At 29.6% G+C, this 19,892-nt stretch carries 21 protein-coding genes and 3 pseudogenes; 2 read left to right on the forward strand and 22 right to left on the reverse strand.

What is annotated here, in order from left to right:
• Position 1: 1 nt before the first annotated feature.
• Genes B9N53_RS06260 through B9N53_RS06275 form a run of 4 tightly spaced genes read right to left on the reverse strand, consistent with a single transcriptional unit; the run spans position 2 to position 3,363 of the window.
• Positions 2–1,483, reverse strand: coding sequence for an ABC transporter ATP-binding protein (locus B9N53_RS06260; RefSeq protein WP_094204172.1), 1,482 nt, complete (start codon positions 1,481–1,483; stop codon positions 2–4).
• A complete protein-coding gene (locus B9N53_RS06265) occupies positions 1,468–2,166 on the reverse strand; it encodes an energy-coupling factor transporter transmembrane component T family protein (protein WP_199797385.1) in 699 nt (232 codons plus the stop codon). The genes B9N53_RS06260 and B9N53_RS06265 overlap by 16 nt, the downstream gene beginning before the upstream one ends.
• Complete coding sequence (locus B9N53_RS06270) at positions 2,163–2,768, reverse strand: MptD family putative ECF transporter S component (RefSeq protein ID WP_199797386.1); 606 nt, start codon at positions 2,766–2,768, stop codon at positions 2,163–2,165. Before B9N53_RS06270 ends, B9N53_RS06265 begins: the two co-directional genes overlap by 4 nt.
• 13 nt (positions 2,769–2,781) lie before the next feature.
• Positions 2,782–3,363, reverse strand: coding sequence for a TetR/AcrR family transcriptional regulator (locus tag B9N53_RS06275; protein ID WP_094204174.1), 582 nt, complete (start codon positions 3,361–3,363; stop codon positions 2,782–2,784).
• A 677-nt stretch (positions 3,364–4,040) separates the two neighbouring features.
• Between B9N53_RS06275 and B9N53_RS06280 the strand changes: the two genes are divergently transcribed.
• Both B9N53_RS06280 and B9N53_RS06285 read left to right on the forward strand, forming a co-directional pair.
• Positions 4,041–4,397: a plasmid mobilization protein gene (locus B9N53_RS06280; protein WP_094204175.1), complete on the forward strand. Its 357-nt coding sequence runs from the start codon at positions 4,041–4,043 to the stop codon at positions 4,395–4,397.
• 1 nt (position 4,398) lies between these two features.
• Positions 4,399–5,734, forward strand: a pseudogene (locus tag B9N53_RS06285) (relaxase/mobilization nuclease domain-containing protein).
• A gap of 143 nt (positions 5,735–5,877) precedes the next feature.
• On the opposite strand, the gene B9N53_RS06290 reads toward B9N53_RS06285, so the two are convergent.
• The 18 genes and pseudogenes from B9N53_RS06290 to B9N53_RS09205 form a co-directional block, all read right to left on the reverse strand.
• A complete protein-coding gene (locus tag B9N53_RS06290; protein WP_094204176.1) occupies positions 5,878–6,627 on the reverse strand; it encodes a hypothetical protein in 750 nt (249 codons plus the stop codon).
• 1 nt (position 6,628) lies between these two features.
• Positions 6,629–7,342 (reverse strand): ABC transporter ATP-binding protein, encoded by a 714-nt coding sequence (locus B9N53_RS06295; protein WP_094204177.1) that lies wholly within the window; start codon positions 7,340–7,342, stop codon positions 6,629–6,631.
• Between the two features lie 16 nt (positions 7,343–7,358).
• A complete protein-coding gene (locus tag B9N53_RS06300; RefSeq protein WP_094204178.1) occupies positions 7,359–7,631 on the reverse strand; it encodes a hypothetical protein in 273 nt (90 codons plus the stop codon).
• 32 nt (positions 7,632–7,663) lie between these two features.
• A complete protein-coding gene (locus B9N53_RS06305) occupies positions 7,664–7,801 on the reverse strand; it encodes a glycine zipper family protein (RefSeq protein WP_094204179.1) in 138 nt (45 codons plus the stop codon).
• Between the two features lie 18 nt (positions 7,802–7,819).
• A pseudogene (locus B9N53_RS06310) lies at positions 7,820–8,014 on the reverse strand (DNA-binding protein); the annotation flags it as partial.
• Between the two features lie 306 nt (positions 8,015–8,320).
• Positions 8,321–8,941, reverse strand: coding sequence for a DNA-binding protein (locus B9N53_RS06315; protein WP_242432429.1), 621 nt, complete (start codon positions 8,939–8,941; stop codon positions 8,321–8,323).
• A gap of 293 nt (positions 8,942–9,234) precedes the next feature.
• Positions 9,235–9,696, reverse strand: coding sequence for a flavodoxin (locus tag B9N53_RS06320; protein WP_094204181.1), 462 nt, complete (start codon positions 9,694–9,696; stop codon positions 9,235–9,237).
• Between the two features lie 406 nt (positions 9,697–10,102).
• Positions 10,103–11,221, reverse strand: coding sequence for an alpha/beta fold hydrolase (locus B9N53_RS06325; RefSeq protein ID WP_094204182.1), 1,119 nt, complete (start codon positions 11,219–11,221; stop codon positions 10,103–10,105).
• Entirely contained in the window at positions 11,218–11,475 is a 258-nt protein-coding gene (locus B9N53_RS06330; RefSeq protein ID WP_044567017.1) for an AbrB/MazE/SpoVT family DNA-binding domain-containing protein, read from the reverse strand. The genes B9N53_RS06325 and B9N53_RS06330 overlap by 4 nt, the downstream gene beginning before the upstream one ends.
• 649 nt (positions 11,476–12,124) lie before the next feature.
• Entirely contained in the window at positions 12,125–12,493 is a 369-nt protein-coding gene (locus tag B9N53_RS06335) for an EXLDI protein (RefSeq protein ID WP_094204183.1), read from the reverse strand.
• A gap of 849 nt (positions 12,494–13,342) precedes the next feature.
• A complete protein-coding gene (locus B9N53_RS06345; RefSeq protein WP_094204251.1) occupies positions 13,343–14,050 on the reverse strand; it encodes a hypothetical protein in 708 nt (235 codons plus the stop codon).
• 365 nt (positions 14,051–14,415) lie between these two features.
• Positions 14,416–15,024 (reverse strand): DUF6037 family protein, encoded by a 609-nt coding sequence (locus tag B9N53_RS06350; RefSeq protein WP_094204184.1) that lies wholly within the window; start codon positions 15,022–15,024, stop codon positions 14,416–14,418.
• Positions 15,025–15,039: 15 nt separating this feature from the next.
• On the reverse strand, positions 15,040–15,405 hold the full coding sequence (locus B9N53_RS09365; RefSeq protein ID WP_242432430.1) for a recombinase family protein: 366 nt from the start codon (positions 15,403–15,405) through the stop codon (positions 15,040–15,042).
• A 186-nt stretch (positions 15,406–15,591) separates the two neighbouring features.
• Positions 15,592–15,945, reverse strand: coding sequence for a recombinase family protein (locus B9N53_RS09370; protein WP_335341177.1), 354 nt, complete (start codon positions 15,943–15,945; stop codon positions 15,592–15,594).
• 467 nt (positions 15,946–16,412) lie between these two features.
• Positions 16,413–17,030, reverse strand: coding sequence for an SAP domain-containing protein (locus tag B9N53_RS06360; RefSeq protein ID WP_094204185.1), 618 nt, complete (start codon positions 17,028–17,030; stop codon positions 16,413–16,415).
• Between the two features lie 194 nt (positions 17,031–17,224).
• Positions 17,225–17,695: pseudogene (locus B9N53_RS06365) on the reverse strand (GNAT family N-acetyltransferase).
• A 175-nt stretch (positions 17,696–17,870) separates the two neighbouring features.
• On the reverse strand, positions 17,871–19,625 hold the full coding sequence (locus B9N53_RS06375; protein WP_094204186.1) for a recombinase family protein: 1,755 nt from the start codon (positions 19,623–19,625) through the stop codon (positions 17,871–17,873).
• A 55-nt stretch (positions 19,626–19,680) separates the two neighbouring features.
• Positions 19,681–19,818, reverse strand: coding sequence for a hypothetical protein (locus tag B9N53_RS09205; RefSeq protein WP_192867306.1), 138 nt, complete (start codon positions 19,816–19,818; stop codon positions 19,681–19,683).
• Positions 19,819–19,892 lie beyond the last annotated feature (74 nt).

The raw sequence follows: 19,892 nt of genomic DNA on the forward strand, positions 1-19,892 counted from the left end.
TTTAATCAATCCTCCCTTTTCGAATTCTATTTATACTTTTATTTCCAATACAATTAAAAAAATCTAAAATTTTATCCTCATTCCCATCAACATTAATTTTTTCACTTCCATTTTTGGACATCAAATAAGCGGTATTACACGTTTGAAATAATAGTTCTATGTCATGTGTTATTAATATAATTGGAGTTTTTTTAATTTTTTCTTTAATTGCATTCGATACAAGTAACATTCTCCTATAGTCCAAACCTGCTGTAGGTTCGTCTAAAATACACACCTTCGCATCTTTTAGTAAAGCAATCAAAAGTGCTAACCTCTGCTTTTCTCCACCTGATAAGTCGTGAGGATTTAGCATTCTCTTATCCCATAATTCCAAGTCCAGAAGATAATTCTTAACTTTTGATAAATAATCTTTATCTTGATATTTATCTTTAGGAATTAATTCCCTTTCTACCGTTTCATGAAAAAACATATTACTACAATTCTGAAGACTAATCGCCACATTAGATAATCTCATGCTAGCAGAGTCCCCATAAGATGTCTTTCCTTTTTTTATAGGAAGAAGACCTGTCAATTCCTTAGCCAGTGTAGTTTTCCCTATTCCATTTTCTCCTATTAAAGCCATGCATTCACCACGACTTAGAATAAAATTAATTGGCCAGTCTAAGCTATAAGCTTTATTGGATAGATAAATATTATCAACAGTAACTAGTTTTTCATCATATTGCTTTCCCATACATGATTTTAAATTTATATCTCGAAAACATCTTAATTCATGCTTCTTTGCTACATCTTCATTTAATTCTTTCGATGAAAAAACCGCCTCAATTCTTCCATCTTTTAGAATGATAAGGCGATCCAGTAAATTACTTAAATATGATAATCTATGTTCTGCTATAACGATGGTCTTACCTTCTTCCTTGAGATGTTTTAATATGTTTCCAAGATCTCTTGTTGATTTATAATCCAAATTTGCTGAAGGCTCGTCTAAAAAAATAATCTGACTATCAAATACTAAAGTCGAAGCAATTGCTACTTTTTGTTTCTGCCCTCCAGAAATCTCCCTTACTTTTTTATTTCTTAAATCAGTAATACCAATTTCTTGTAAGGAAGAATCAACTCTTTTATGCAAGAGATGGCGTTTCATTCCCATGTTTTCTCCAATTAAAGCTACTTCATTTTCAACTTCTTTCGAAAAAAATTGATCATTTGGATCTTGAAATACATTGCCTATATATTTTGCAAGTTCTCCTTTACTATAACTAGAAATTGACTTTCCTAATATATTTATATTTCCAATAAAATCGCCGTCATATAAGTTTGGAATCAAGCCATTTAATAATCTTAATAAACTTGTTTTTCCACATCCTGATAAACCTGTAATTACAATAAATTCTCCTTGGTTCACAGCAAATCTGATGTCTTTTAAAATAGTTTTTTCATTATAGGAAAATTTTTCTATATCAACTTCTATACTTTTTCCCATATTGTAATCCCCGCAAATAATAATCCTATTAAAATAATGATATAATCACTACTCGTTAAAGATAGATCTTCGTATGAAGTCTTTTCGCAATCATATTCAAAGCCTTTTGTTACTAAGGCACAACTTAAAATTTCACCTGTTTCAAAAGCTTTATAAATCATAGGTACTAAATAAAGCTCTATACTACGAATTGGTTTTAGAAGGCTTAATTTTATATTTCTTGCCTTAATCCCTTCTTTTATCTCTGATAAATATTCTTTATATTCTGGAATAAACCTAAGAAAAATCGCTACTCCAATACAAATAGAATTTGGCACATGAAATCGCCTTAAAGAATATATCATCGTTGATGTCCTAAAGCTTGATAATATCCCTGCTAAAATCCACAAAGGATAAAGCTTAATAATAATCAGAGCCATTGTGTAAAGTGAACCTACCCATCCTGAAATTGTAAATTTATTTAAAATCGCTATAACCAAGCCAAACAAACTCACATAGAAAAGAAAGAATGATATAAACTTTTCTCTATTGACAGCAATAAGTAAAATAAAGCTAAACAATATCATCAGCCAATATACAAGCATCGTACTAAAAAACACGATGCCTGTATATATAAGCATAAGAATACCAATTGAATTTGGATTTATTTTCACATTGCATCTTATCTTATCTAAAATATTCAAGATAGCATTTCTTTTCTTTTTGTGTTTTTATTGAAGAATTTATTGTATATAAATTTCCCCAAAATCGTTCCTAAAATAGCGGCTATAATTTCCACCAATAATATAATTAACATATTCTTAGGATTGAAAAATGTATCCTTAATCATTTGCGCCTTTTCTGTCGTAAATAAATTAGGAAATGTTTTTACTAAACCATTAACTCCAAACACTAAAATAAAAAAGAATCCATGAAGTGCATATATCAACTGAGATATAACATATGAAATACTAATATTTTTATCATTTTCAAAATTTTCCCCGCTTCCAATACAAAGCTCACCTAATAAACCTGCAATTATCATTATTAGAAGCATCGGAACAAAGCCCATGATTGAGTATATTATTCCTGCTAACAGATAATAAATAAAAACTACACCATGTTTTGGAATCTTGTGGCACATAACAAAATAAATAGGTGCACAAAGAAAACTTCCAATGGAAACATGAACAAAAACACCGTAGGTACCAAACATTTGAGTAATTGTGGATGAAATCATACTTATAATAAATCCTACAACGCCTAACAAACTCACAATAATTACATCTTTTAATTTTAATTTCAATTTAAATCCCTCCCTAATTATCATTAAATTTTTTTAAGTATAAAATAATCACTTCTCTAATAAAATCTTCGTTCTCATTAAATACTTTTTTTGAACCCAATGGTTCAAAAGTTTCATATCCTAAAATAAGTGAATGTATTAAAAATAATAAAAACTTATCACCAAGCATACGTTTAGAAACTTCACTCTTTTCAAAATCAGAATATAATTTTTCTTCATATATCGAATTTAATTCTACATACATCTTTCTTAACTCTTCATTCCTCGCAACTCCTTGTAATAAAATAGCAAACAATGACTTATACTCGTTATCATCGTATATTTTTGATAAATGATACTCTACTAAAGTTTGTACATTTTTATCTGCACCTGATAAATTCCTCCTTTCTCCATAATTTAAGCCGTTAAACATAATATCATAGAAGATTTCATATAAACTTTTATAATAATGATAAACTCCACCTGTTGACATCCCAGATTTCTCAATAACATCATCCATTGTGGCGTTTTCATAACCTTTTTCTAAAATTATCCCTTTTGCAGCTTCTTGAATCTGTCTTTCTCTTTCTTCTTTCGATAATCTCTTTCCTGTCAAATTTATTCCCCTCCTATTATTATCGACTGTATCCTCGATAATAATTTTATCAGTATTGATAACTGTTGTCAATAGTAAAACTTAAAATCTCGCATAAATTTAGATAAAAATTTTGCTTAGGTTAAATTATCTAAGATATACTTGCTATCTATCAATATCTACTTTTATTTCCAATTAAAAAGTCAATTCAAACTTATCATCAGCTTAATTTATATAATAGATTTTATTTTCCATTTCTATGTTTTCAGCTTTTTAATTGTAGTTTCATATTTATCTCTTGATAACTCATAAACAATATTATATTTTAATAAATAATCTTTCGAAATTTCAAAAACTTTTTTAGCTATCTATTAAAACTTCCTTTGTGCTTCTTTATTAGTTTCCTTAAATGCGGTATAATTAATAAAACTTAATACACGATTAACGCTTATAACTTTAATAGCAAGCACAGTAAGTGTACGGACACTTATGAAAAAATTAATGGAGCAGACCTTAACGGCTTGCTCCATTTTTTACGCACCTAACCACACGAAAGTTTACTTGAGTGTTTGGTAGGTGCTATGCAAGGACTTCCCAAGAGCTAATATAGTTAGCGATTGGTTGAAGTCTACTGCTAATTTTTACCTTGTTAGGGAGAACCCTAAGACCCCGAAATATATTTTATAAAGGAGAATAAAATGGCAAATAGATTTAGAAATGAAAGAATAGAAATAAAACTAACTAAGGAAGAAAAAGAAGTTTTTCAAGAGAAAATGAAACTTGCAAATTGCAAAACTATGTCCCACCTTCTTAGAAAATGTGTGTTAGAAAAAGAAATTTATATAGTGGATTTAGAACCATTTAGAAACCTACAATGGTTACTTTCAAATGCAACAAATAACATAAACCAGATTGCAAAAACTACTAATACAACTGGAGTTATATACAAGAATGAAATCGAATCAATGAATAAACAGATAGAAAAATTATCAAAAGAAATATGGCAGATCCATTCCCTACTTCTTAATAAATCGAAAGAAAGTTCTTGTGATTAGTATGGCAATTACAAAAATACATCCTATAAAATCAACTCTAAATTTGGCAATAGACTATATAACTAAGAGTGAAAAAACTGATGAGAAAATGTTGGTATCTTCATTTAAATGTCATCCATCTACTGCCCATATTCAATTTTTGAAAACTCGAGAAGATAATGATACTAAGGGTACAGTTTTGGCTAGACATTTAATCCAATCTTTTCTACCAGGAGAGGTTAATCCTATAAAAGCACACGAAATTGGAATGGAATTATGTAAAAAAATTTTAAAAGAAGATTATGAATTTGTTCTTGCAACTCATGTAGATAGAGGACATATCCATAACCATATTATTTTTAATAATGTTAATTACAAGATTGGTAAATGCTACCAATCTAACAAAAAAACATACCATAAAATCAGGTTTCAAAGTGACAAATTATGTAAAGAAAATAAGCTTTCAGTCATTGATGAATACTATGAAGCTTACAAAAGAAAATATAAAACTGCGGGTAAATCGTGGTACGAATATGACCAAAACAAGAAAGGAAAATCTTGGAAGTCTAAACTACAATTTGATATAGATAGAATGATTAATAAATCTAAATCTTGGGAAGAATTTTTAGAAAATATGGAATCTCTTGATTATGAAATTAAGTTTGGCAAACACATTTCTTTTCGTCATAAAGATAAGCAAAGATTTACAAGAGCGAAGACTATCGGAGAAGATTATACCGAAGAAAAAATCAAAGAAAGAATAGATTTAGCAATTAAAAATAAAGCTAATCCTACTAAAAAGCGTATAGGAAATGTTATTGATATATCTACTAATGAAAAAGCACAATCCTCTAAAGGTTACGAAGTCTGGGCAAGAAAACACAATATCAAAACAATGGCTGATTCAATAATTGAATTAAGAGAACAAGGAATTAATTCAATTACTCAACTCGATGACCTGATCAAAAATCTGCTGATGATAGACAAGACTTATTAGATAAAATAAAGAAAATTGAAAGTGAAATGAAGAGTTTATCCCAAGATATGGAAAATATAAATACTATAAATAAGTATCGTGAAATATATAAATACCAAAAGAAAAATCTTGAGGACAAACAATTCGCAGAAGAATATTATAGCGAACTTTCCGTTTATAAAATAGCCGCTAAAGAAATTTTAGAAAACTATAAAAAGCTACCAAATACAAAAAAATACTATCCAAACTCGATAAATTGCAAGAAAAAAAGAACACCCTTATGCAAGAGTATTCTTTGAATAAAGAGCAATTTTCAGACCTTGTTCAGTATAGGAAAAACTATGAGAATTATCATATAAGTGAGTTAGAAAGATATAATTAATTATATACAAATCCAGCAAATCTTAAATTATTAAGATTAAGCATTTTTCGAGAATATGAAATTTAGGCTCTGTAAATAATTTTGTGTATTTTGGCATGAAAAACCCCTCTATCCGCATTCCAGATTTTGGGGTTCAGGTCAAACTAAACCTCTTTTTCTTTTGATATTTTATATAAGATTAAACTTTCAATAATCAAACAGATTAGTGAAGTAAGAATCATATTAGAAATACTTAGTTGAGTTAAATTTGTATATTGTGAATCTATTAGTTGATTTGGTAAATTCAAAAGATTTATTACGCCATACTTAAAGATTGGAAATTTCTTTATAATTAAAAAATTAAATCCAGTTCCAAATCCATAGAACATGTAAATCAGCAAACCTAAAACTAAGCCAGTTTTTTCTTTTTTTGTTATCATAATAACAATTGACGACAACATAACAACAATAGATATGGGTACAATCATCGAAAAATTATAAAGGTAAACACTCTTAATCATATCTAAGCTAGGTTTATATTTTAGTAAAACAAAAGATAAAACCATAGTGAAGCTTGCACAAAGAAATAGTAGGATTACATGCATTAAGAATATCACTATTAATTTTACTAATATAAGTTTAGAAATATTTGGATATTTAGTTTTGATAGGAATTATAGTCAAATATTCAAAATCTTCGGCAAACATAGTACAAGTTAAAAATATTATGTTTACATTAAATAAAATCGGACCAAGAAATGAATATTGTACACCTTTTTCATAGGACATAAAATCTTCATTGTATTTTATAAAGATCGCCATTATTAGTTGAAAAATTAAAACTGATCCCACCATAGCCAGCAATTTTTTCTGTTTGCTAATTTTAAATAATTCAAATTTAAATAAATTTCCCATATCAAACCTCCATAATTTTTAAAATTTCTTTTTCGAGAGAATTTTCCTTATCTTTCATAAAATCATCTAAACTTATTGCACTTAGCAATTTGCCTTTTGATATAATCACCAAATTGTCTATAAGGTCATCTAGTTCTCTAATCAAATGACTAGATAATATTATGGTCATTCCTTTACTTTTTAAATATAAGATACGCTCTCTAAACTTATTTACACTTACCGGATCTAAGCCGTTGAAGGGCTCATCAAGTATTAATATTTCACTACCAGATAACTCAGCTAGTCCAAGCCCTAGTCTTTGTCTCATACCCAGGGAATATTCTTTAGCCTTTACATCTTTAAATTCATTTAAGCCATATGCTTCCATAAGCTCTTTTATAAAAGATTCTTGATTGTCAGAGTTTAATATATTAAATAACAATAAATGTTGATGAGCTGTTAAATATGGATATAATGAAGGTTTTTCTAATAGACAGCCTATACTTGAGTTAATTTTCGAATTAAAAACCAATGGTTCTTCATTGATAATAATCCTACCCTTATCTGGCTTTATTTGGTTTGTTAGTAATTTCATTAAAGTAGTCTTTCCAGCACCATTTTCTCCAAATAGTCCTGTTATACTTCCTCTACTAATATTTAAGGAAATCCCATCTAAAGCTTTTTTACTCTTATAGCTTTTACTTAAGTCATCGATTTCTATAATATACTCATTCATAATAATGAATCCTCCTTTATATCATGTCTAATTTTTCTTGCATATCCCAATCTAACATTTTCCAATAATACAAACCCGAGATGCCGACCATAATGTTCTTATTGTAATACTTAAAATTCTCCTTACTTATTTTACGAACTAGCAAATCTAATTTTGATCTAAATAAGTCTATATAATAAAAGTCATCAATATTAAAATTTAGCAAATATTTTTTGGGAGTGTTTATTTGTAAATTTAGCCCTTTGCTGATCACAGATTCTCTTACAAAGTCTGTAAAATTATTTTTCATTTAAATACTCCTGCATTTAATAAATAGATTTATTACTTTTTCTTTTCTTGTTTTGAAGCTCCAATAGCAGCTCCCAGTACTAGTCCAATACCTACGCCAAGTCCTATATTTTTTGTAGCTACACCGATAGCTGTTCCTAGTATCAGACCTATACCGATCCATTTTCCCATCTTATCCTCCTTTGCAAATCATGTCTTTTTTGTCTTTTTCTTATCTTTACTTTTTAAATCATTTATTTGCACTAGTATGGACTTTTTATCTTTATCTTGACTCTTTACTTGTTCTTTTGCTTTTAAGAGCTTAGAAGACAAAATACGAACATTCTTAAGTTCTTTCCTGTTGTTATCAATACTTGTTTTTACTTGTCCAAAGATTTTAACAAAAATAGTGCTTATTAAGCCCATTCTTCTTTACTATTATTTTACAAATACTCAATTTAATATTTATTTTTTATACTTATTTGCTTGAGTAGAATATAATTTATAAAACTCACCCTTCATCGACATAAGCTTGTCAAAGCTTCCTTCTTCTTTTATTCTTCCATATCATTCTCCAATTCTATATTTTACCTTTCTAAATATATAGATTAACTACCTAATTATAGCATATAACACAGATTCCTTTCAATTATATGATTTACTGCGTTAAACTGATCAAAAAAATAAAGGCAGTCCGAAGACTGCCGATATTTATCTCTCTGCGCCTTTGCTATGGTCTTTCTTATTTGACTTAGTTTTGTCATCTGTCTTAAAGCTTTTTATTTGCCCTAATATTGACTTTTTATCCTTGTCTTGACTCTTTACTTGTTCTTTTGCTTTTAAGAGCTTAGAAGACAAAATACGAACATTTTTATGTTCCTTTCCGTTGTTGTCAATGCTTGTTTTTACTTGACCAAATATTTTAATAAAATCTCCTTGTTTTAGGTTCTCTAAATCTTTTGTCTTATCTCCATAGGCTGAACAATTGGTATAAACTTTATTCCCATCGTCATCTTTTGAAACAATTGAAAAGTTGCTTACCTTGAACTTTTCTCCATTAGCATTTTCTCTTTCTAGATTTTCTACTTGACCTGCTATATTACCCACAAGATTTATAAGATCATCTTTTTCTTCAAAATCACTTACATTTTCAACAATCTTACCTTGTTCTTTCATATCATCAATCATATAGTCAAAGTCATCACTTAGTAGACCTGTTGTGTCATTGTTCATATATAAGACATAGACTTCTTCAAGTGCCTTTTCATCATTAACACCTTTTTCTATGCTCACAAGTGCTTTTATAAAATCCTTGTAGTTATCATTCATCATTTCTTCTAAGTTTTCTCTAATATCTTTTTATTCCATAATTTCCTTCTTTTTCATAAAGTCGTCTATCTCTCTTTTTTCGTGCTTCCTCTTTCTGCTGACTGATGAGTTTTTTCTTTTGTTTTGTAACTGCTTGATTTCTTCTTCCATTAAAATTTTTTTCTATGTTTTTATTTTCTTTGTCCTTTCTTCTTGATTTTGAGCAATAAAAAAACAGTAAACCAATTTGATTTACTGCTTCGTGAATTGCTATCTTGTATCTTTTATTTGGTTATTTGAGTTTAATAAACTGGGATTCATAAATTACTATCTAACCATGTTTTTAGTTCATCAAAACTGTAATCTCCTTTTAACGCTATTCCGTCTTTAATAATTGAATTCTTACATTCCTTTTTGTAATCTTCAATCATTCTCCCAAAACCACCTCCGCCATGCGTGCAAAACGGAATAATTGTCTTTCCACTTAAATCAACCGTTCTTAAAAACGATAGCACGGGTGGGGCAAAAGTTTTAAGCCAATTAGGAGAACCAATAAAAACCACCTCCTCATTTTCAATAGTTTCCGCCCCTTGAATAAGAGGTGGGCAATATCCTTTTTCAATTTCTTCTCTCACTTCTTTTACAGCTGTATTATATGAGAATGAATAAGGCTTTTGTAGCTTCAGCTCTCTCAAATCTCCATCAGTAATCAACGCAATATCTTCTGCTAATCTTCTTGTTATTCCTGAATATGAATAATATACAACTAAAGGACTCATTATAATTACCTCCTTAATTCAACCTAATTACTATTATATCATTTTAATTATATGATAAGTATCCTAAAATTATCCACCCTGTTCACTCCCTCCTAAAATACCATAGCGTCTACATACCCTGTTATAATCTACACTCAAACTGTTCCCACAAGGTGTTTTCCAAATAGAAAAATGGCCTTTAAGATTTCTTCTAGAGATCTTAAAAGCCAACTGTTTCAAGAGTTTTATTGACCATTATCCTAATTTCTTGACATCAATACTATAATTAGTCTTAACATGTATCAAGACCACTCTGACGATAGCGATACATCAGGAAGAGAGCCTCCACGCTCGTTGCACGATAGAAGTTGGCAAAAAAAATGATGTTTTCGGGTAAATGTCAATGCCCGTTCAATTAGAATATACACTACTTCTGCTGCTTCATCTCCATCATTTCATGAACAAACTGTTCCGGTAAGTCAGCATGAATATTGTGGCTTGATTCATAGCCTGATTTAAGAGTACTGTTTTTAATTAACACATGCACTTCTTCTGCGTCTTTTTCATCCATGGCAGATATCAGTATTCCATTATTATCATAATAGCTCGGCGCGGTTTCATTTAAAGGCGCAACATGAAGAATGATTGTCGGACATTCTATTTCGCTCAACATCTTTTTCTGGTCAACTCCATAAAACCAGGAAAAATCGTAAAAAGCCTCTCCGAATCGAAGATCATAGTTCCCTGTTCCGTCCTGCATATTTCTCGTTAAGAATATCAATCCATTCAAACCGATTTCAGGAGGATAATACCAAACAATTGGCATTTTGCTACTATTTTCTCTGATTCTCTTGGAAAAAGGATTTTTAACTATAAAGTCCCAGTTATCTTTTCCATCTTTATTAAAAAGTGATTTCATGTAAGTATGATCAAGATAATATCTCGTATAACTCTTCTCCGCTTGCTGCGACAGAAAATCATGGATTGTCTTAAACTCAAGATAAGAAAAAGTATTTTCTGCTCTAGCAGGCTCTGTAGAGAAGAAAGGTCCATCTTCAAGGAGAAGCCCTTTTACCTGTTCCTTTTCCTTTGCAGCTATTGCCGCTGATATCAAAGCACCTGAGGAATGTCCTGAAAGATATGTTTTCTCACCAATCACATCACGCATGAAGTCGATCAAATCATCACGAATAGGAATTAGCTGATACTTATCAGGATGTTTAGACGATTTTCCATGTCCGTAGCAGTCTATTGCAAAGATGTGAAAACGATTCGATAGTTTCGGTAAAACCTTCGCATAATCTTCTTTTGATACCATCTGACCGTGAATTAGTAAAAGCGGCTCCCCATTATCAGGTCCTTCTAAGTATGCTATTTCACTGCCATCAGTCGTCTTGTACACTTTTTCTGTAAATCCTAATTGCTTCCCCTTTTTCTTCATAAACCGATCATTTCCATAATCAAAGTGAAGCGTTCGATATGCAAAACCCACTAGAATCACAACTATTACAATCAAAATAACCATAATAATTTTTAATCGTTTCATAATATCTTTCCTTTAATTGCCTGTAGCATCTCAGCCATTTTATCACCACTTATCAATGCTATTCCCTGATTTTGGTCACCCAGCAGGAGAATTGTGTCACCACTTTCTATATGGAACAAATTTCTTGCCTCTTTTGGAATTACAATCTGTCCTTTTGAGCCAACTTTTGCAGTCCAAGCATAAAGCCCCTGTTCGTTTTTCTCAGTTTTATTCTCATATTCCAAGTTACTATGATATTGCTTGCTTTTTTTCATATTTTATCTCCTTGAGAGTTAGTATGCTTTGTTATACATTTCATACTAATTATATCATGAATTATTGCCTTGTCAAGTAAAAATATGTTAATACCGACTCGACAATGCCGTAGCAATTTCATATGCTTTTTATGTTTAAAGTATTCCTACAAAAAATCACCCCGCCATTTCCTGACGAGGTGCCCTATTTTAATATATTCTTTTCATCCATCTCCTTTTATCGCAAGGCCTGATTTGAATTCCACAGCCTATTTCTCATCGTAAACCGTAATCTTTTCACTAAGTCGTCTGACCGGACGTTCAGTGTATTCAGTAATCTACCTGGCTTGAGTGGTCAGTATGAATAATATTTAATATTTTAGAGAAATCTCGTATGTGGGAATATATTTATTCTCAATTATTTCTAAATTCTTTTAACATTTTATTTAAAACTAATGCATTTTCATATTCTTCAACAAATGCTCCATTGTATTACCTAAAAGGTATTTTAGAGCATCTTGTAAATCTTGTGCTGTTTCTTGTTAATATTCTTCAATTAACATCTTAGAGATTTTGTTTCTGATCGCTTTCTTATGGCATAAAAATTCCTCCTGATTAGTTTTTCTTAACCATAATCAGGAGGTTTCTATACACAGAATTTTACACAGTCTCAAATATCTAGTACTTCTACTATCTCTTCTCTTTTTTCTTTCATTATAATTTTTTTGATTACTTCTTCATCTAAGTATTTTGAGAAATCATCCAATTCAGATGTTACTTCAAATATTGTATTATGATTTTTATCACTTAAATCAAAACTCGAGTCATATTTTGTTTTATCTGACCAATAATTCCAATTTATATCTGTCCTTTCATAATATACATAATTTCTTTTTGGAGTTACAAACACTCTTTTATTAATGATTTTTTTCCCATCTTCTGCTTTAAACATTTCAGAATATAATTTTATTCCTTTGAATACTTTATAATCACTAATAGTATCATTTGAAACATTTAATCTAATATCTTCATACTTCATAAAATACCTCCTTGTTTTAATCAATTTTACCATATTATCAACACAGACAATGTAAATTGATTATTACAAACTAATTATAATTTTTAAGCTTGCAGATTTTCTAACAATACCCCCCCACATGGTTCGCATTGTTAAGAGGTGTGTCGGGTACTGTTAGTTATATTGTATATTTACTTTTTATCCTTGTCAATTTTCTATCTCAACCTCAAGTCCAGATTTAAGTACTACTTTTAAATATTCGTCATATACAACTATCTTCTCCACTAGTTTCCTTACCAATTCTTCATCATTGCTTTCTATTTCTAACTCCTGATTTTCTAAAAACTCTTCTAATTACTTTAGCCTGCTTTGTTCACTCTTCTCTACCGCCATATCTAGGAGCATCTTTTCTTTTTCATTCCTTAACTCCTCTACCTTGTTTGCAAGGTATGTGTAGTCTTTATTGGCATTAGCTACTTTTAAAAGCTTTCTTGAACCTTTAACATTTCTTTATCTATTTCTTCAATCCTTCCACTTCCTTCACCTGTGATGGCTTTTTCTATATTCTATTTTATTATTTCTTTTAATTCTCCGTTATAAAATATATGTTGATTGATTACTATTACAAATATTTATTACAAATGTCTTTCATTCATTTTATTATTATCAAGTTAGTATTGCTTGAAATTAAGTTGTTCATATGCTTGAAATCAAATGTTTAAATAAAACATCCATAAATCTTTAAGAATTTATTTCAAAAGTTTTCATATCATAATTTAATATAATAGTCTTGATTATAATAAAATTGAAACTGCATCCAGCCACTAATATTTCCTAAACCTTTAAATTATTAAGTGCTCATATATATTTCTAGTCTTCCTCAAAGTCAATAATAAATTCAGATATCACTGGTTGCAATTTATATAATGAACTTATTGCGTATGACATTTGATTATATAAGACCTCATAACTATTTCTTTCTGAAAAAAATATACTTTTTAATTCACCTTCAATTTTTCTATTCATGTAATTTATTCTGTCATCATCAGTGGTTAATGGATTTTCCTCCAACTTATTTGTTTCTAAAAGTATATTTTGGCAAATTTTAGTATCTTGTATTATATCATCCATTAATTCTTCAAAATCTGGAAGTTCAATAGATATCTTTACTTTGTTAAACTCAATAGTATTTTCTAACAATTTAAACCTATGTTTCTTCGTATTTATTTTTTTAATAAGATATTCGTATTTATTAATAGTATTTAATCTATAATCAGCGGCAAATTCCCTAAACAGATCGTACCTTTTAATCATGGTTGGAATTTTTGAAATGTCTTCTAATAAATAAAAGAGTTTATTTGACAACTTTAAGCTTTCAATTTCATTCAAATAATAAATTATTTCAAAAGAAATTTCTATCATGTTATCTATTTGTCTTATTACTAATGTATTTTTATAATTTCTTACTTGCTGTAAAATTTCTGAATTTTTCAATTCAAGTTCTAATTTTCTATTTTCTTTCAATTCTTTTTTTAGTATATTTTTAGCGACAACTGCTGAAACAATTATAGCTAGCACTGATATACATGTAGAAATAACAAATTCAATATTATTTATTACATATTTAATGGAAATCACCTCAATAATATTATACTTACTAACTACCTATGGACTGATTAATTAATAATCTATTTTTAAATATCTCCTATTTTTATCAATTGAATTATTATTCAGATTGTAAAAAAATAGTATTGTCCCACTTTTCCCTTCAATCTTGACATCAATACTACATTCTCCACGTGTGATAGTTAGGCTATATCTAAAATTATCTATTCGGTTAAATCCGCTGAACTTTCAGATTTTTTCAATATTTTTATTGCCTCACGTATTTTTTTAGTTAGGCTATTTTCCATCGTTATTCAAACTATTATTTATATTTTTACCTATTGCATCGAAAAGTTCTTTAATATAGTAGCATCATCTTTTTCATTATTTTTTTCTTTAGAATAACAAAAACTTATACTATCATCACCTTTAAAATGTTCAAACAAACTTCTTCTAAGTAATTTGGTTTTATCAGAATTAAACTCACTCCTCTTATGCCCTTGTGGATTTCTTCGTACTTTTGTGCAGTATATTTTTTCTGGATCCTCAGAATCACTTAAGCTTAATGAATGAACCATGGCCTCTTTTTCCAACTTTGAAATTTCATCTTTAACTTCAATTGGAATTGAATTTCCCAATTGTGAAGTAAACTGCTTTAGTACATCACCAATATTATCGCAATACTTAATGCCAAAATATTCTCTCAATGTTTGTGCATCTACAATTAGCTTATTACTATTGGCTTCAATCTCTAAAGAATCATTCAAATCACTCTCTTTCATAAATTTAAGCTTTACAAGAGCGTACTTATTGATTCGGATTTCAGTCACAACAAATCTTTTAACTAAAACAATGTATTCTGTGTTTTTATAACTGAAAATAAAACTACAAATTGTCCATCCCTTATTTTTCATATCATCCTTTAATAATTTTAGATTTTTAAGCATATTAGATACCTCCTGCTATTTATATAGATTTTTTGAACTATATTTTCTACTCTTCCTAACATTGTCCTCATCAAGGTTACTCCTACTTGATTTTTCTTCTTGAACCTTATTAAATACATCCTCTGCAATAATTGCTTCATGATTATCTCTTAGAAGATAATAGTTTTCTTTATTTACTGAATCTAAGAGTTTCACAGAGCCTGTATACTTTTCATTTTCTAACATAGTTTCAATACTTCTTTTTTGCCATTTGTTTTTTTCTGTTGGAGATTTAATATTTTCTTTTTCAAGTTCTTTGACAATGCCTATGACACTTTTTCCATCTAAATACCAATTAAATATTTTCTTGACTATTTTTGCTTGCTGAAATTTTATAACCAACTCTCCATTTTCATCATGATCATAGCCATAGCACTTTCGATTATAAAGTTTTGATGTGCCTTGTTCCGCTCTTTGTTTTAGACCCCATCTTGTATTTTCACTTCGCTGTTCGTTTTCTGATTATGCTAAAAATTCCATAATGGATATGATCATATCTGTATCACCTTCCTGGCTATCTAGATTTTCTTATTCGAAGATAATTCTTGCGCTGGCTTGCTTTATTACTTTTAATGCCTCTAAAGCATCTACTGTATCTCGACCAAATCGACTCACGCTCTTTGTAACGATTATATTAACGTCTTCTTTCTTTATGTCTTCAAGCATTCTTAAGAATTCTTTTCTACTTGATTTAGTTTTTCCTGATTCAATATCAATGTAAATATCTACAAGTTTCCAATTAGAGTAATGTGATGTAAGTCTAGTTAAAGCAGATATTTGTGCCACCAAACTATTTAACTGGTCTTTATCTGTCGTGCTGACTCGTGCATAGATTCCTACTCGCTGGATTTGGAATTGTTTTTTAGGTAATATCAGATTTATTTTTTATTCATATTGAACTCCTTAATTCAACCTAATTACTATTATATCATTTTTATTATATGATAAGTAACCTGATGTTATTCATTCTGTTCACTCCACCTAAAATATACATAGTGTCTACACACCCCTATGCTTTTTACTATCGATATATTCCAACAAGATATTTTTCAAATAAAAAATGGCTTTTAAGAATTCTTTTAAAATCCTAAAAGCCATTGATTTCAACAGTCTTATGACATCTTATCTTATTTTCTTGACATCAATACTACACTCTCAACATGCCTGGAGTCGACACTATGGATAAAAAGTTCATTTTTTCGTTTCCGCGAACATATCATTGACTTTTTTTAATGTTTTCCTCGTATTGGTAAACATATCATAGGGTTTTTTATACTAGTACGTATTTGGAAGCATATCGAGTTTTATGTTTTTGATATATAATACACATTATATAATGTAGAATTTACTCATTTACAATATCCTTTTATTTTATCTGCATATTTGCTTAAAAGCTCTTTTGAATATACTTTACTTTGGTTAGATTCTCTCACTTCGTTCCAAAGAATTGCAGCAACTTTCATCTTATTAGAAAATTTATCACTACGTTCATCTAAGTTAAAATCTTTTACAAACTGGTTCCATTGGTTAGTAGAATTATCATATTTTGCGTAATCAGAGTCTCCATTATATACATCAAGCATATCTTTAATTGTAAAATTTTTGTCGTTCTTTCTTTTTACTTTTCGCCAAGATTCTGCCATATTCGCATTAAATTTAAATGGCTTAATTCCAGTTTGCTCTGAAAAATAGTCTCTAAATTTTTGATTGAATGAAAATCCACATTCTAGTAATGGAGTATTTAATGTTATATTATCAGTTATCTTTTTATTTTTATTCCTTGAAGATTTTTTTATTTTATTTCCCTTAAAATATTCTTCTATAATATAATTCAGTTCCTTTTTTGTTCCTCTATATTCTAATCCAAGAGACTTACAAACTTTTGATAACTCCTCTCGATACCAATAATATCTGTTGAATTCTTCAAATGATTTTATATCTTTAAATTCAGGTCTACTTTCTAACATACACTTTCCCTCAATTCTCTTTTTTTTCTATTCGTTTGTCATCAATACTAGAGCGTCCGCCGCAGCTCACATTAAACGAGTAAACACTAGGTATGTCTTATCGACATGTTCGTATGCAGAAACATATCCATGAACCTTTTAACAATTATCTCTGCCTATCGTTAAAAGGTTTCAAGCAAATAAACTTAGAGTTCTCACACTCCTAGATATTTAATATATATTTGACACGGATTCCACTCATCCCATAAAGTTGGAAAACATTCCAATTCTTTATATCCCATCGCGATATAAAAATGATTTGTAATATCATATTCTTTGTAGTGTCCCATCTGAACAGTTTTTACCTGTGAGTATGTGTAACCCATCTTACTTGCCATAGCTTCGTATGCTTTGTTAAGTACCGAGCCAACTCCCATTCTATGGAATTTCCTTTTTATACCCATCACAAAAATCTCTGCACAATCCTTGCTGGTTGCGTTTAACACAATAAACCCAACAAGTTTATCATTAATATAACAAGCAAGAAAAGGCTTTTCCTGTGAATCTTGAATATATTCTTCTGTACTTTCTGGCATTCCAAATCATTCTTGAAGATCATACAATACTTCTCTCGATACAAATTCCTTTTCTAGTTTATTCTCAATTTCTTTTACTTTTATATTCAATCTAGTCCTCCACAAACTCTAATTTATTCTTGTCATCAATACTAGAGCCTCCGCCGTCGAATATTGCCAATCGAAGCTCTTCAACAGACACTTCTCTTGGAGATTCTTGGCATGGCACCTACCGCTGTTTCACATCGATTAACTGTGTTAATCGCGTGAAAGCAGGGTTAGGGCTTCAACGTGCGTTGTCTTTTGCTTGGTAACATAATTTTTCATCCTCGTCATTTTTGTAGGAGCACAATTTATCAATGTCATTGTCTTTGGCATTTTTTCTTTTATCTTTGAATTTATTAGAATTTTGACTATCTTTAACTCCTGTTTTGAAGTAGAATGTCAGGTCATATGGGTGGACTGTTCCGTCTTTGTCAATTCTTCCAACCACGACTTTATCCACTATACTTTCAAATACTGTTCTGTTAAATTCCTCTATAATTTCTTTATTTTCTAAGACTTTTTTAAATTGCTTTAGTCTTTCTTTAATAGAGTTTTCATCTTTTATCGTTAGTTCTAGTGTTTTCTTTTCATCAAGTAATTCTTCTTTTTGTTTTGTAAGTTTTTTATACTTTTTAGCATAAACTTCTTCATCTATACTATCTTCTAAATGAAGATTAACTAACTTTCTTTCTTGACCAATGATTCTATTTAATTGGTTTTCTATCTTTTTCAAATCTTTGACTAAAGTATTATCATTTATTTCTTCTTCTACAATTTTTAAAAAGTCATCTATTACTGTTGAATCTGTTTGGCATAATTGTCTGTAGCTTTCAACAAAAGCTTTTTCTATCGCTGCTTCTTGTATCCCCTTTGAATGAGGACAATATTTTTTACCTTTTTTTGTTGACTTTACACATTGCCAGTTAATTTTTTTGTAAATGGAACTGGTGTGCCAAGTTCTTCTTGAAAGTATCTCTCCACAAAATCCACATTCCAGCATACTTGAAAAAGCGTATTGTCTTGATAGTTTTTCTCTCTTCCTATCCTTGTTAGCAATGGTGTTTCTATTTTGTGCTCTCCTGAGTCTAATCTCTTGTGCCTTTTCAAAGTCTTCTTTTGATATAATTGGCTCGTGATGATTTTCGATGTGATATTTATCAGATTCACCAAAGTTTGCTAGTCTTCTTTTTGTTATGGGATCAACTGTAAAAGTTTTTCCCATTAGTATATCGCCAATATACTTTTCATTTTTAATTACTCCTAACACTGTAGTGTCTGACCATTTTGTTTTACCTCTAGGGGTGAGATATCCTTGTTCTTCTAGTTCCCTACCAATGACCGAACCACCATTGCCTTCTAAATATCTTTTAAAGATATATCTGACAATTTTGGCTTCTTCTTCATTTATAGAGATACTTTTTGTTATAGGGTCATAGTCGTAGCCAAGACAACCTTGAAAACCAATAAGCTCCCCCTTTTCCATTTTCATTTTCAGTCCTTTTTTAACATGGGCTGAGGTATTTTCTACTTCTTGTTGAGCTACTGAACTTAATATTGTTAATAATAGCTCTCCATCCATTGTCAAAGTATCTATATTTTCTTCTTCAAATACTACACCAACATTGTTTTCCTTTAATAGTCTTACATACTTTAAGGTATCTAATGTATTTCTAGCAAATCTTGATATAGATTTAGTAATTATCATGTCTATATCTCCATTTTGACAATCACTAATCAGTCTCATGAAGTCTGCTCTTTTAGTAGCAGTTGTTCCTGTAGTTGCTTCATCTGCGTATATACCAGCTAAAATCCAGTTTTTATTATTTTTTATTAGATTTGTATAATAATCAACTTGCGATTTATATGATTCAAGTTGGTCTTTACTATCTGTGCTTACTCTACAATATGCTGCAACACGTTTTAAATCTAAATGTAGTGCATTTCTATTTCTTGCTCCTGTATTTGAAGCTTTTATTACTTTTACTTTAGTATTCATTTTACCTCCTTCCCATTTTGTATCTTTCTACAGTGTTATTATATCACAAGAACAATTACTTTCTATCCATCTTCTTATAATCATTTTCTAACCTGTTCTTAATTTTTGTATATTCCATATCATTAATTAATTTAAGATCATAAAGTCTACATAACATAGCAACTCTCATACTATAAATCTTTATTGCTTGCATTTTAACCTCCTATGTAAGTTATTTTTTTACCTTTGTAAGTGAATTAAATTTGAAATATGCTAATCTCACATAAT

The organism is Finegoldia magna (genome assembly GCF_002243175.1).
GTDB classification, from domain to species: Bacteria; Bacillota; Clostridia; order Tissierellales; family Peptoniphilaceae; genus Finegoldia; species Finegoldia magna_J.

Bases quoted from the DNA above. Each gene is read 5' to 3' on its own strand.
- B9N53_RS06260 (WP_094204172.1), bottom strand. From the start codon at position 1,483: ATGGGAAAAAGTATAGAAGTTGATATAGAAAAATTTTCCTATAATGAA.
- B9N53_RS06330 (WP_044567017.1), bottom strand. From the start codon at position 11,475: ATGAAAAAAAGCAAGCAATATCATAGTAACTTGGAATATGAGAATAAA.
- B9N53_RS09205 (WP_192867306.1), bottom strand. From the start codon at position 19,818: ATGCAAGCAATAAAGATTTATAGTATGAGAGTTGCTATGTTATGTAGA.
- B9N53_RS06290 (WP_094204176.1), bottom strand. From the start codon at position 6,627: ATGGGAAATTTATTTAAATTTGAATTATTTAAAATTAGCAAACAGAAA.
- B9N53_RS06350 (WP_094204184.1), bottom strand. From the start codon at position 15,024: ATGCTTAAAAATCTAAAATTATTAAAGGATGATATGAAAAATAAGGGA.
- B9N53_RS06295 (WP_094204177.1), bottom strand. From the start codon at position 7,342: ATGAATGAGTATATTATAGAAATCGATGACTTAAGTAAAAGCTATAAG.
- B9N53_RS06325 (WP_094204182.1), bottom strand. From the start codon at position 11,221: ATGAAACGATTAAAAATTATTATGGTTATTTTGATTGTAATAGTTGTG.
- B9N53_RS06305 (WP_094204179.1), bottom strand. From the start codon at position 7,801: ATGGGAAAATGGATCGGTATAGGTCTGATACTAGGAACAGCTATCGGT.
- B9N53_RS06320 (WP_094204181.1), bottom strand. From the start codon at position 9,696: ATGAGTCCTTTAGTTGTATATTATTCATATTCAGGAATAACAAGAAGA.
- B9N53_RS06315 (WP_242432429.1), bottom strand. From the start codon at position 8,941: ATGATGAATGATAACTACAAGGATTTTATAAAAGCACTTGTGAGCATA.
- B9N53_RS06280 (WP_094204175.1), top strand. From the start codon at position 4,041: ATGGCAAATAGATTTAGAAATGAAAGAATAGAAATAAAACTAACTAAG.
- B9N53_RS06375 (WP_094204186.1), bottom strand. From the start codon at position 19,625: ATGAATACTAAAGTAAAAGTAATAAAAGCTTCAAATACAGGAGCAAGA.
- B9N53_RS06360 (WP_094204185.1), bottom strand. From the start codon at position 17,030: ATGTTAGAAAGTAGACCTGAATTTAAAGATATAAAATCATTTGAAGAA.
- B9N53_RS06335 (WP_094204183.1), bottom strand. From the start codon at position 12,493: ATGAAGTATGAAGATATTAGATTAAATGTTTCAAATGATACTATTAGT.
- B9N53_RS06300 (WP_094204178.1), bottom strand. From the start codon at position 7,631: ATGAAAAATAATTTTACAGACTTTGTAAGAGAATCTGTGATCAGCAAA.